This is a genomic window from uncultured Winogradskyella sp., from assembly GCF_947498005.1.
GTDB lineage: Bacteria > Bacteroidota > Bacteroidia > Flavobacteriales > Flavobacteriaceae > Winogradskyella.
In genome coordinates this window covers 1-14,540 of sequence record NZ_CANMIW010000006.1, presented here as the reverse complement: position 1 = coordinate 14,540, position 14,540 = coordinate 1, and the positions used below count along the sequence as shown (strand labels likewise).

Below are 14,540 nucleotides of genomic sequence, written 5' to 3'. Positions count from 1 at the left end.
ATTAGAGTTTACAATGTTACAAAATGGAGATGTTAAAAATAAGAAAACGTACTAATTAATTTGCGCTGTATTCTCATTCACTGGCTTTATATTTTAATAAACTCTACACGTCTATTTTGTGCTTTACCATCTGCAGTATTATTGTCGTCAACGGGTTGTGTTTCGCCTTTGCCATCTGTTGTTAATCGCTCACTAGATATTTTATAAATGCTAACTAAAGCGTCTTTAACAGCATGAGCTCTATCTTTTGATAGCTTTAAATTGGTGTCGTCTGGCCCATCTGCATCTGTATGGCCAATGATTTTGAGTTTTATGGTTTCATCTTGCATTAAAACTTGCGAAATCTGTCTAACAATTCCTAAAGATTGCGGTTGAATGTTAGATGAGCCAGAATCGAATAAAATACCATTGGTAGAAATTTTACCTTCTGATAATAGTTTTCGTCTTAAATCTACTCCGCCTTCAGCAACTTTTAAGTTTTTAATAAAAACGTGTTCTACATCTTTAAGAGAACTAACGCTAAATTTTAAATAATTTAATACATTGAGTTCTTCTATAAATCTTGGGATATCTACATGTTTAGTCTCGTTTACCCAAAGTCTTAATCGTTTTTTTGTTACAGATATTGCAATGTGTGGTTGGTTTAAAACCTCTTTAGAAATGTCTGCTTTTATATAGCTATTAATGTCTCCACCTGATCTATTGAAATAGTTATGACAGTTAATTTTACCATTAGAATTTTGAACAAAAGGGATAGAAATTTTGGCGTAATGCTCCTTGCCGTTTACAAAATTATCCGAATCACTAATTACTACTGTTAAAGCAGCGAACATTGAGGTGTGTTTTGATAATCCTGAAGTGAGTACATCAAATTCAATTGTATAATCTTCTGGTAGTTGGTTGACGTCCGGAATGTAAAATATGCTGTTGCCATGTATCATTTCAAACCAATTTCCTTCAGCTTTATTAGTTCTAATGACTTCGCCAGAGCCATTAGTGTTCCACTTAGAAGGGAAATCGCCAACAAAATCTTGTGAGAAATCATCAAAGAATAAGGCGTTGTCTCCAGGAACAAAATCATATTTACTATAAATTTCTAATTGATCTGATACGTTAAGGTTTTCAATTTCTTCGTTCTCTTGGGTTTCTTGAGGTTGTTGCTTAGGTTCTTTGTTAGAATCTGTTTGAGGTGCCGTTTCTTCTTCTTCTTCTTCTTCTTCTTCTTCTTCTTCTTGTGATTGTCGTTGACCAAGGAGCAATTCTTTAGCTGTTTTAATGCTGTATTTAAGCGCTTTCTTAGCACGATTAATTTGAAGAGTCGCTTTGGCTTGTTTAACAGCGCCTTTGCCTTCTAAATCACTTAAAATATCTGGTGCACTTTCGCTTAAAACTGTTATTTCTTCTATAGCATCCTCTAAGACATCTAAATCTTCGTCCTCTAGTGGTGTACCTGTGGCTGCATAGGCATCATATTTGTAAACCTTATCATAGAGGTCAAAGGATTCTTTAACGAAACGGTCTACACTATTAATGCCAACTTTACTTTTTGGACGTTTAAGTTTTTTTGTCTGAGCTTCTAAGTTGGGAGTTACAAAACATATTATAATTGAAGTAAGTATAATTTGTTTAAATATAAAAGATTTTCTCATTCTAACTAGTTGATTGTTTGGAGTCTAAAATTAGCAATAAGTAATGGTATTAAAAAATAAATATCATAATGAAAGAGTTTTTAGTGCAGCTTATACACAACAATTGTTTTATCGTCGCTTTGTGTAATAAGTTCTAAACCGTTTTCATTATCGAGTTTCTGAAGTTTTGCAGGAGCAGTACCAAAAACAGGAAAATTAGGAATTGATTTTGCTTGACTATCAAATAGGTAGACTTTCTTAGATTGTAAATCGGTTGTTGTGATGTAGATTTTGTCATTTAAGTAAAAGATTTCTGGGGCTGTATATTCGCCAAAATCTAAATCTATCTTTCTCGATTTAATTTTTAATTGATTTTCACTTAAAGTCACTAAAGTTTTACTAGTTGTGTAAAGTTTGTGTTTATCAGTTAGGTTTAAATTTTTTGATGCTACTTTTCCACGTGTATCTATTTGTACAAGTTGACCTAAGGTGTTGGTTGTAGTAAACTTATTTTGATATAAGAAGATATCATTTTCAGCAAATCTAATTTTATCTTTTACATTAATTCTTTTACTACCTTGTCGGTTTAAAATTTGTAAAGATTCTCCAGCGCCAAAAACGATATAATCTTTTGTCCCAATTCTAAAATGTTTTGGTTGCGTATTTATGTTAGAACCATTGGCTTTATAATCAAAACCTTTTACTTGTTTCCCTTTAGCATCGTACATCAACAAGTTTTTACCTTGTGTAACGAGAAGTCTATAATTTTTTTGTTTATCGTAATCGAAAATTGAGAGTGGTTGTGTGATTTTATCATTAAATTTCATTGGGAAAAGCGATACGTCGTTCCCATTTCTATCTAAAACATAAACTTTATTTTCTGTTGCAAATACAAGCTGTAATCTTCCGTTTTTGTAGATGTCTATTTGTTCAATTTGTCCAAGAATTTTTCCTTGTAATTGTTTTTTCCAAAGGATGTTACCTGAGCTAGAAATTAGATAAAGAGTATTATTAATATCCTGGACAGCAATATCATGTGCTTTGGTTATATGGTTCTTAACAGTTTGTGGTGCATTTAAAATTTCGGCTTCAAGGGCTGTCGTAAATGTTTCGCTCACAGAATTCGAAGCCGCTCGTTTTTTATATTTTTGAATAATTCCATTGATATGTGTGTAGTCATCTTCTTGTACAAATTGTACGGCATTTGCATTATAACCCTTTAAAGTATTTCCCATTATTTGAGAAAGCGCTTTAGAATTTTTAAAAATAAAGACCGAGGATTCGTCACTAAGATTTTCGTTTATTGAAATAAAACTGTCTAGAGTAGATAATGTGTTTTCGTTTAATGCATTTGTTAAAATAGATTCTAAACTTTCTATTGAAGATGTAAATATCACGAAGTTGTCGTAAACCGTAAAAAAATTAGCCTCGTTAAATGAGATGAATGGCTCTAGGATAGAATTAAATACGTCCGTATTTTCAAGTGAGTAAATATCAATATCTCTAAAAGTTTTATTAAATGATTTTTCTTCAATAGATTCTATAATTAAATTAGGGTCAAGAGTGTGTAGTATTAGGGCATTATCTACAAGTGCAATTTCGTTTGTGAAGTTTAGATATGTTGGTATATCTTCATCAATACTGTTTTTTATAGCGTCTAGATTTTGCTTAAACGTTGTGAAATCATCAAAAGAAATACTGGTTAACGAACTTGTGCTTTCTGGTGCTATAAAAATGGTATTTGTTTTTTGAGGAACAGTGGATTTGAAGCTATTTAGATAGTTAATGCTAGAATCTTTAGATTTTAATAATCCGTTATAATTGAGTTTTTTGTTTGTGAAGTTAAAATCTAATAAAGCTAGTTTAGAATTGTTGTCATTCAGAAAATCACTAAACATAAGTTTTGAGTAATCGTCTGTTTTAGATTTGTAGACAACTGAAGCAATTGATTTGGTATCGGCTGTTTCTATCATCTTAGACATCTGTAAATTTTCATTTTCAGAATTTAAAGATTTTAATAGATCTAGATTATTGGAACCTGCAAATGTGTTTCCTATTATTTTATGATAAAATATTGAAGATTCAATTGTTGTTTTTTTAATCTTGGAATCTGCAAGTGATTCTGACACATGATTTTTAATACTATCAGTAACAAATAAGGTGCTATCGTTTTTTGTTAGAACGATGTAGTTAGAATTGATCGAATCAGGAAAAGCTAGAATAACTTGATCTGTTGTATTCAGGTTTCTAAATATTTCAGAAATAGAATTTAGCTTGCTTTTGTAAATACTAGAAAGTATTTCATTATTGCTTAAACTATTGCTAAAGTCACTTAATTCATTAATTAATAGTACTGATTGCGTATTGCTCGGAATAAATTGATAGGGCAGTTTGGTTTTATTATAGTCATTTTGACAACCTAAAAAGAATAATGATAAAAGAACTAAAAAACCAAATTGCTTCATAAATTAAAGATAAAATTAGAATACAAATATAAAAAGTTATAAATCCAATTGGTACTGCTCAGGCAATAATCTAAATGATTTTCTATGATATTTTGTAACGCCATACTTTTTTATGGCAGCTCTATGCGCTTTAGTAGGATAGCCTTTATTTTGTTTCCAATTGTACATTGGGAACTCATTGTGAATTTTTTCCATAAACTCATCTCGGTAAGTTTTGGCCAATACAGAAGCAGCAGCAATACTCAAGTATTTGCTATCGCCTTTAACTATAGTTTCATAAGGAACAGATTTATAAGGTTTAAACTTGTTTCCATCTACAATTATATAATCTGGTTGAATAGTTAACTGGTCAATAGACTCATGCATCGCCTTTATAGAAGCATTTAATATATTAATTGTGTCAATTTCATCTTCAAAGATATGCTTAACAGCGAAGCAAACACTTTCCGTTTCAATAATAGGTTTTAATAGTTGTCTTTTCTTTTCTGAGAGTTGTTTTGAGTCATTTAATATTTTGTTTTTAAATAAATCTGGTAGAATAACTGCAGCGGCAGTAACTGGTCCTGCGAGGCAACCGCGTCCTGCTTCATCAGTTCCGCATTCAAAATCAAAGGAAGAGTATCGTGTTTTTAGACTCAAAATGTTAAAATTTTGAACAAAGTTAAAATTTTAACGCAACCCTTTTACACTTTTTACATCTAAGTAGTGAGTTAACGCTGAAAACGTTGAAAAAATCAAATGAAAATTCGAATTAAGAATCTTCAAAAGCATTAACATTTTTTTGGCAAAAACACTTGTTTATTTAATATTAAATTAAGATGTTTGCAAATAGACTAACTCAAATAATTGTTTTATGAAATTAAAATTAACATGGTTATTAACGCTATTTATGGCGTTCGTGATGCAATTTTCTTTTGCACAAGAGAAAACTGTCACAGGTACAGTTACAACAGCTTCAGATGGTTTACCCCTTCCTGGTGCAAGTGTAATTGTAAAAGGGACCTCTAGAGGTCAACAAACAGATTTTGATGGTAAATTTGCCATTAAGGTTAATCAAGGTGATGTACTGGTAATATCTTATGTAGGTATGGTTGATGCTGAAGTGAAAATCGCAGGTGCTAGCACTTATGATGTAACACTTGAGTCTGATAGTACTTTAGATGAGGTAATAGTTGTGGCTTATGGTACTCAAACAAAAGAGTCTCTTGTAGGTGCAGTTGAACTAGTAGATTCCGAAATCATTTCAAAAACGCAAGCAACTTCAGTAACTGCTGCATTACAAGGTAATGTTACAGGTGTAAGTGTTTTAACATCGGGAGGTGTTCCTGGGGAGAATCCTACAATTAGAATTAGAGGTGTAGGTTCTGTAATTGCTTCTGCTGATCCATTAATTATCGTAGATGGTTCTCCATTTAATGGTAACTTAAACTCTATTAGTCAGGATCAAGTTGAATCTTTAACTGTATTAAAGGATGCATCTTCTACTTCACTTTATGGTTCTCGTGGATCTAATGGTGTTGTTGTTATTACAACAAAATCTGGTAAGAAAGATTCTAAGCCAGTTATTGAATTAAATACTTCTTTTGGTGTTTCTGATAACGCTGTAGATTTTCAAGATGTATTAGGTTCAGAAGAATGGATGAAATATGCTTGGGAGGCTGCTCGTAATAGAGAGCAATATGTAAATGGTCTTTCTGCTAGTGATGCAGCGACTTTTGCTTCTGCTAACTTAATTTCTTCTATAGGATATAATCCTTATGATACTGCTAACCCAGTTGGGACTGACGGTAATATTGTTCCTGGAGCAAATTTATTATGGGATACTGATTGGTTAGACGTTTTAACACGTCCAACTGGTAACAGAACAAACCATGGTTTAAATGTATCTGGTGGTGATGATAAAACAACGTATTTCTTCTCTGTTGATTATTTAAAAGAAGAAGGTAATGTAAAAACTACGGCTTACGAAAGGGTAACAAGTAGATTAAGAGTAGATTCTCAAATTACTGACTGGTTAAAAGTTGGTGGTAATATGTTTTACTCTACATCTAACTCTAACGTTCCAACACAATCTGGATCATCTTTTCAAAGTGCTATTCAATGGGCATATTCAGTATCTTCTATTTACCCAGTGTACAGAAGAGATACAGATGGAGGGTTTATCTTCGATGCTGATGGTGGTTTAATTTTTGATTACGGTCAAAATGTCCAGTCAGTAAATGGTAGTAGACCAGTATTATCTGGTGAAAATGCTTTTGGTGCATTGAGTAACTATGTTGTAAAAAACAGAAGGTATAATACTACGTTGAATGGATATGCTGAAATTGACATAACTAAAGATTTAAAGTTTAAGACGCAATTATCTTATGAGCATTATATTTTCGATGATTACCAGTACTCTAGTATTGAGTTCGGTAATGCAGCAGGTGTAGGTGGTCGTGTTTCTCAAAGTAGAGATTTTACTACTACAATAAATGCAATTCAATCTTTAAACTACTCTAAAGAATTTGGAGATCATACTTTAAGTGCAGATGTACTATATGAAGCTTACCAATTAGAATTTGATGAGTTAAGTGCGCAATCAACAGGGTACTTAGAAGGTGTTACTGTGCAAGATGGTAGTACTGTACCAGAAGGTGTAGGTGGAAATTTAAGTAGAGAAACGCTTAATGGTGTATTGGGTCGTTTGAGATATGATTATGATAATAAGTATTTTGTAGAAGGATCTTACAGAAGAGATGGATCTTCAAGATTTAGCGAGAGTGTAAGATGGGGAGATTTCTTCTCAGTAGGTGGTTCTTGGATCATTAGTAATGAGAAGTTTTTAGAAAACTCTAGTGTAGTTTCTAACTTGAAATTAAGAGGTTCTTATGGAGAGCTAGGTAACAATAGAGGAATTGGATATTTCCCGTCAGTATTTGCATTTACTGCAGGTTGGCCAAACTTAGATAATCCAGGTGTTCTTGTAGGAGGTGCAGTTGATCCTTTCTTAACATGGGAGAAAACAGCTAGTACAAACATCGGTTTAGATTTTGCTTTATTTGATTATAAAATTACTGGTTCTATTGATTATTTCGATAGAGAGTCAATTGACTTACTTTATAATACTCCGCTTCCAGGGTCAACAGGTAATACTTCTGTGACAACGAATGCAGGTTCTGTTGTGAATAATGGTATCGAAGTTACTTTAAATGCGAATATTATTAATAAAGAAGATTTTAACTTATCTGTAGGTGCTAACGCAACTTTTTATAATGATTATGGTGTGATTACTGAAATGCCTGAAGAATTCTTTATAAATGGAACTAAGAGATGGGAAGAAGGTCGTTCAATCTATGATTTTTACATGCGTGAATGGGCTGGTGTTGATCCTGCTGATGGTTATGGTATGTGGTATGTTGATGAAGTTGACGCTGTGTCAGGTGAAGTAACAGGAAGAACTACTACTAAGCAGTATGACGAAGCTACAAGATATTACGCTGATAAAACATCTAGACCAGATGTAGAAGGTGCTTTTAATACTAATATTAGATATAAGAACTGGGACTTTAGAGCTTTAGTTGTATATAGTATTGGTTCTTATGTATACGATAGTGAGTATGCTGGATTAATGTCTGGTTTTAATAACTTTGGTGGTCAAGGTCACGCAGATTTAGCTGATAGATGGCAACAGCCAGGAGACATCACTGATGTTCCTCTTTTAATTCAAAGTAATAACAACTTTGCATCTACTTCAACGAGATTCTTATTCGCTAACGACTTTGCTAGATTAAAATCTTTAACACTAGGTTATAATTTTTCACCTCAGTTAGTGAAAGATATGGGTATTTCTAGCCTAAGATTATATTTACAAGGAGATAACTTGTTTACTGCTCAAAGCCATGAGGGAATCGATCCTGAACAAAGTTTAGCAGGAACTACTGATAGTAGATCTTCATTAAATAAAACGTACAGTTTCGGACTGTCTTTAAAATTTTAATACTATGAAAAAAGGAAATTTAAAAAAATTATTAACGGTTGCATTAATTTTACCGTTGTTTTACGCGTGTAACGAAGACTTCTTAGAGGAGCCTTCACCGCAAGATGCAGTAACAGAAAGTGTAGTTTTCTCTTCAAAAGAAAATGCAATGACACATATGTCAGGTATTTTAAGAAGAACTAGAGCTCAGTATACCAACAATGATTCTGCTGGTGTGAACTCTTTATACTATGCAAGAGCTGTAAAAGGAAATGATGTGGTTCAAGGACCAACATGGTTTTTATTTGACTATGCTCATGAGAATAGAGAGCCAAATTATAGAAGAACTATATTTACTTGGAACTATTGTTATGATATAATCAATAACCTTAACGTTTTCATTAAAGGGGTATCTGATAGTTCAATATCAGCTGCTGATAAAAATGAATTACTAGCTCAAGGTTATGGTTTAAGAGCTTTCTATTACTTTCAGTTAGTTATGGAATTCCAACATACTTATACTTATGATGCTTCATTACCAGCATTACCTATTTATACGGAACCTGCTGTTGAAGGTAAAGCAATGTCTACGGTACAAGAGGTATATGATTTTATCATAAATGATTTAGTAACAGCTCGTGATATTGCTGTTGATGATAGATTAGGTAAATCTTATTTAAATAAAAATGTGATAAATGGAATTTTAGCGCGTGTTTATTTAGTAACTGAAAATTGGTCAGGGGCTGCAACAGCGGCAAGTGCTGCAAGCGTAGGTTACCCATTACAACCTGCTTTATATGGAGCTGGTTTTTCAGATGCTTCAAATCCTGAGTGGATTTGGGCTTACCAACAATCTAGTGATCAGTCTAACTTTTATTGGGGAGCTCCTCATTCTCACGCTGACCACTCTGTTCTTTCTTACCAAGGAACATATTTCAACGAAACTTTTGTAAACAGATTTACTGCTACAGATGTTAGAAATAGATTTATTGGAGGATTCTACGGTGTGCCATCAACGGCTTGGAACTATTGGACAACAGATAAATTTATGTTTGAATTTAGTTCTGATTTTGGTTTAATGCGTTCTGCTGAAATGATGTTAATCGAAGCTGAAGGTTTAGCTAGATCTGGTTCAACTGGATTGGCCCAAGCTAAATTGTTTGAACTTCAGTCTGATAGAGATCCTTCTGCAGTTGCTTCTGGTAATTCAGGTGCTGCTTTAATTGAAGAGATTTTAGTTGAAAGACGTAAAGAATTATATGCTGAATTAGGTGTTGAATGGTTTGATGCTAAACGTTTAAGAAGAGGGATTACTAGAGATGGTAACCACAGAGTGTTTTTCGATGTACCAGCAGATGGTAATGAGTATAGATTAAAAATACCGGAAGCTGAGATAGATGCAAATGATTTCATCGAACCGTCTGTTAATGATGGTAGATAATAAAACACTTAATTAATTTAATTTTAATAACATGAAAAAAATATTTATCCTTACTATATTATCTTCATTTGCATTGTTTTTTACAAGTTGTGAAGAGGAAGCATTTGAGGCTGGAAGTAACAACTTCTTTTCATTTGAAAATTCTCTTAATGGACAGGAGGTTTTAGTTGCGGCAGGTGATGAGTCTACTCAAGAAATCACTGTTTATTCTAATAGAGTTTCAAGTTCTGCTAGAACTATTGATATTGCTGTAGATACGGAATTATCTACGCTACCAGCTAATAGTTACGTTCTTGCTAGTAATACAGTGACTATTCCTGCTAATTCTAATGTAGGTACTACTTCTGTAACGTTTTCAAATATTACTGATGCAGAAGATGGTGCTAGTTTAGTGTTATCAATACCTCAAACGGGTTCTATCTTAGCAGGTGAAGATTTACAAATTGATATTGTATTATTTTGTCCTGATAATTCTATCGCACTAAATATTACAACGGATGATTGGCCAGATGAAACAAGTTGGGAGTTATATGACTTAACTACAGGTCAAGTATTAATTGCTTCAGGAGGACCTTTTGTTAATCCTGATGATGATTTTGCTACATTGACTACTGAATTCTGCTTACCAGCTGGTAACTACGGTGTAATTGTTTATGATGCTTACGGTGATGGTATCAGTGGTGGTGGTTTCACTATTACTTTAGATGGAGTTACTATTGCAAGTGGAATAGTAGGTGCTTCGGCAGATCCTGGAAATATTTCTTCTTCTGGTTCAACAACATTTGTTCTTGATTAAAGAAGGTTAATATAATATATTTAATTAGCCACTTTAAGTATTTACTTAAAGTGGCTTTTATTTTTTAAAACTATGACTATGAAAAAAATACTTGTGTTTGCTGTGTTATGTTTTATAATGCAAATTAGTTTTGCTCAAACTGATACTTATAAGTACGATGATAATTTATCGAAGGAAAATAATGAATTATTAAAACATCTTTTAGAGCAGGAAAATCTTCGAGAATTAAGGATTAATGAATATTTAAGTACTAATCCTGATAAAAAGAGAGCTACCAAATTAAATAATGGTGGTATTATGGCTATTTATGATATTATTAATGGGAAACCAATTTACAAATCAACAGATAATTTAGATGCTGCAAGAGGTACAAAAACAACTTCGCTTAGATCAGGTGGTTCTTTAGGCTTTGATTTTAGCGGGTCAAACATTACAGTTGGTGTTTGGGATGGAGGACCAGCTCAAAGTGCTCACCCTGAATTTATGGACGCAACAAATACGCAGTCTCGTATAAGTATTGTTGATAATGTAACTGTTGATGGTGATACTGGTTTTAGTGATCATGGTACACATGTCACTGGTACAATTTCTGCAAAAGGAGTTAATCCTGCTGCATTAGGCATGGCACCAAATGTATTCGTTAAATCATATAATTGGTCTAATGATACTTCAGAAATGGTACAAGCAGTTAATAATGCAACAAACCCAATTTTATTATCTAATCATTCATATGGCGTACCTGTTGATGCAAACGATGGTAATGGTCCTATTGATTCTTGGATAATGGGATGCTATAACTCTGACGCTTCTAGTTTAGATGCTTTAATTCAAAATAATCCACAATATCTTGTGGTAATGTCTGCTGGTAATTCTGGAACAACTACCTATCCAGATGGAATGGTTGATGGAATGGATAAGTTAACAACTGATAAGAATGCTAAGAATAATTTAGTAATAGCAAATGCTAATCCATCCTTAACACCTTTTACATACGAGATTTCTAATTTAAGTATTAACTCAAGTAGTAGTCAAGGACCAACAGATGACTATAGGATTAAGCCAGATATTGCATCAGATGGTACTAATTTATTTTCTACAGTTCCTACTGATTCTTATTCTACGTTTTCAGGAACATCCATGTCGTCACCCAATACAGCTGGTTCTATAGTGCTTTTACAAGAATATTATAAGCAGTTGAATAATACTTTTATGATGGCATCAACAGCTAAAGGTTTAGTTTGCCATACCGCTACTGATGATACGGCTAATGTTGGGCCAGATCCTATATTTGGATGGGGTTTTTTAAATGTAGAAGAAGCGGCTAACGTAATTACCGATAGTGATGCAAGTGATGCAATTCTTGATGAACTTACTCTAGATGATGGAGATACATATACTTATACTTTTTCTGCTAGTGCAGGTGACGTATTAAAGGCTACAATTTGTTGGACGGATATGCCTGGTGGATCTTTAAATAATCAGTTAAATAATCCATCACCTCGTTTGGTAAACGATCTAGACTTAAGAATCACAAAAGGATCTGAAGTTTATGAGCCATGGAAATTAGATTTTTCTAATGGCACAGATTTTTTAGCAGTTAAAGGAGATAATGTAAGAGATAATGTTGAAATCGTAGAAATTGAAAATGCCACTGCAGGTATTTATACTATAACAGTAAGTCATAAAGGTACGCTACAAGGAAATGAAGGTGGTCCTTTTGATTCTCAAAGCCAAGACTTCGCTTTAATCCTAACTGGTAACAACTTAACATTAAGTACGGATGATAATACAATTTCTAATTCGTTAATGGTATTTCCAAACCCAAGCAAAGGTGAGTTTACTGTAAGTTTTGATACAAAGGCAAATAGTGACGATGTTAAAATTGACATTTATGACATAAGTGGTCGAAAGGTATTTAACAATGTTTATTCTAATAATGCTTCTCGTTTTACAGAAACAATTAGTTTAAATGGAGTTGAGCCGGGAGTATATGTAGCTAATATTAAAAACGGAAATAATACGACTTCACGTAAAATTATTATTGAATAATTATATATTTTATATTGTAATAAAAAGATCAACATTTATTCTTGTTGGTCTTTTTTTATGTTAAGATATTTGTAATATTAAATGACCGTACAATATTTAGTACTTTAGTTGGTTTGAAAATTAGAATTAGACACATGTATATTAGAATTTTGTTTTTATTGATTTTATGTTTTGCATCTAATCCTTTAGTTTCTCAAAGTAAATTGAAGAAAAAAAGTGATGCTAAAAAAGGAGATTCTCAAATAACTGATTCAACTTCATTAAATCGTTCTAAAGAATTAGATAAAGTAGCTACAATAGATATGTATTTGAAGTTTAATAGTAAGTTAGACACAATTCAAGTAGATACAACGTTATCTATTGCCAAAGCATATAAATTTAATTATCTTCAAAAGGATAATTTTGGTCTCATGCAATTTGCAAATATTGGTCAAACTTATAATTCTTTATACTATAAAGATATCAATAATAGTACGGTTCCAATGTTTGGAGCTCAGGCACGTCATAATAATTATTACGATCATGATGATATTGACTATTATGAAGTGCCAACCCCATGGACTAGACTTACTTACAAAACAGGAGTAGAGCAAGGGCAGCTGTTAGATGCTTTTTTTACGGTAAATTTATCAAAACAGTTTAATTTTTCTATTGCATACAAAGGACTGAGATCATTAGGTAATTATCAAAATGCACTTACAAGTTCTGGTAATTTCCGTTTTACTTCAAATTATAAATCAAAAAACGGTAAATACAATGCCAAAGGTTACATAGTATCTCAAGATATTTTTAATCAAGAAAATGGTGGATTAAAGGATGTTGATCTTGAAAGTTTCACAACTGGAGATGAGGAATTTTTAGACCGATCCGTTTTTGATCCTAATTTTGAAGATGCCGACAATTCTTTAAGGGGAAATCGATACTATTTTGAACAATCTTATAGATTATTGAACGTAAAAGATTCAATTCAAAATCATGGATTAGAAGTTTTCAATAACATTAACTTTGAAAAGAAATCATATAGATACACTCAAACAACTGCAGCAAATGACTATTTTGGAGAGTTTTTTACGAGTAGTATTAACGACAAGGTTGCTCTAGAGAATTTTAAGGCCACATTAGGTGCAAAATATAAAAATAAGACTTTAGGAGATTTTATGTTTGCATTGAACTATACGGATATCAATTATGGGTATAATAGTATCGTTTTACTAGTTGATGAGAATATCCCAAATAGAATAAAATCCAGTTTTATAGGAGTAGAGGGAGCATATAATAAGAAGTATAAAGGATTTAATATTTCTGGATCAGGAGGTGTAAATATATCAGATTCATTTGCCGGTAGTTATTTACAAGGTTCAGTTAAACTACATATTAATGATGATATCGGTTTTACTGGTGGTATATCTATTAATTCAAGTTTACCGAACTATAATTATTTGTTATATCAAAGTGATTACGTCAATTATAACTGGTATAATTTTGATAGTTATAATAATGTAAACACTCAACAATTGCAGTTTGCTATTAATTCTAAAAAACTGTTCAATGCAACTTTAGCAATTTCTAATATAGATAATTATACATATTTTAATTTAGAGGATGACACTGATGATCTTAAAATTATAAAACCTAAACAGTATGATAAACCGCTTCAGTATCTAAATTTAAAGTTACAGAGAGAATTTAAGTTTGGTAATTTCGCTCTAGATAATACTTTGATGTATCAAAATGTTGTAAGCGATGATGATGTTTTAAATGTGCCATCGATAATAACAAGGAATACATTGTATTATTCAAACCAAATTTTCAAAAAATCCATGATGCTACAAACAGGTATAACATTAAATTATTTTACTAAGTATAATATGAATGGTTATGATCCTCTATTAGCTGAGTTTTATACACAGAACGAAACTGAATTAGGAGGCTTTCCTCGTCTAGATTTTTTTGTCAATGCAAAGGTTAGGCAAACACGAATATTTTTTAAAGCAGAACATTTTAATTCTTCTTTTACTGGTTATGATTATTTTTCAGCGCCAAATCACCCATATAGAGACTTCATAATTCGATTTGGTTTAGTTTGGGACTTTTTCCTATAAGATAAAAATACTGTCTTATCTTATAATGTAAAAGTTAAAGAGTAGTAAGTATCATTTATATTCTGTTTAACTATTATTTAGAGATCGGTATGTTATACTGC

8 protein-coding genes are annotated in these 14,540 nt (G+C 32.2%); 5 read left to right on the top strand and 3 right to left on the bottom strand.

What is annotated here, in order from left to right; translation table 11 throughout:
• Positions 1 to 86: 86 nt before the first annotated feature.
• From Q0891_RS11610 to Q0891_RS11600, 3 genes are all read right to left on the bottom strand, one after another.
• On the bottom strand, positions 87 to 1,649 hold the full coding sequence (locus tag Q0891_RS11610) for an OmpA family protein (RefSeq protein WP_299101796.1): 1,563 nt from the start codon (positions 1,647 to 1,649) through the stop codon (positions 87 to 89).
• 80 nt (positions 1,650 to 1,729) lie between these two features.
• A complete protein-coding gene (locus tag Q0891_RS11605; RefSeq protein WP_299101794.1) occupies positions 1,730 to 4,093 on the bottom strand; it encodes a ribonuclease HII in 2,364 nt (787 codons plus the stop codon).
• A gap of 36 nt (positions 4,094 to 4,129) precedes the next feature.
• On the bottom strand, positions 4,130 to 4,732 hold the full coding sequence (locus tag Q0891_RS11600; protein ID WP_299101792.1) for a ribonuclease HII: 603 nt from the start codon (positions 4,730 to 4,732) through the stop codon (positions 4,130 to 4,132).
• 214 nt (positions 4,733 to 4,946) lie between these two features.
• Here Q0891_RS11600 and Q0891_RS11595 point away from each other — a divergent pair, with 214 nt between their 5' ends.
• The 5 genes from Q0891_RS11595 (at position 4,947) to Q0891_RS11575 (ending at position 14,439) form a co-directional block, all read left to right on the top strand.
• Positions 4,947 to 8,072, top strand: a complete 3,126-nt coding sequence (locus Q0891_RS11595; RefSeq protein WP_299101790.1) for a TonB-dependent receptor — start codon at positions 4,947 to 4,949, stop codon at positions 8,070 to 8,072.
• A 4-nt stretch (positions 8,073 to 8,076) separates the two neighbouring features.
• Complete coding sequence (locus Q0891_RS11590; protein ID WP_299101788.1) at positions 8,077 to 9,492, top strand: RagB/SusD family nutrient uptake outer membrane protein; 1,416 nt, start codon at positions 8,077 to 8,079, stop codon at positions 9,490 to 9,492.
• A 31-nt stretch (positions 9,493 to 9,523) separates the two neighbouring features.
• On the top strand, positions 9,524 to 10,288 hold the full coding sequence (locus Q0891_RS11585; protein WP_299101786.1) for a DUF1735 domain-containing protein: 765 nt from the start codon (positions 9,524 to 9,526) through the stop codon (positions 10,286 to 10,288).
• A gap of 78 nt (positions 10,289 to 10,366) precedes the next feature.
• A complete protein-coding gene (locus tag Q0891_RS11580) occupies positions 10,367 to 12,337 on the top strand; it encodes a S8 family serine peptidase (RefSeq protein WP_299101784.1) in 1,971 nt (656 codons plus the stop codon).
• A gap of 134 nt (positions 12,338 to 12,471) precedes the next feature.
• Positions 12,472 to 14,439 (top strand): putative porin, encoded by a 1,968-nt coding sequence (locus Q0891_RS11575; RefSeq protein WP_299101781.1) that lies wholly within the window; start codon positions 12,472 to 12,474, stop codon positions 14,437 to 14,439.
• Positions 14,440 to 14,540: the final 101 nt, after the last annotated feature.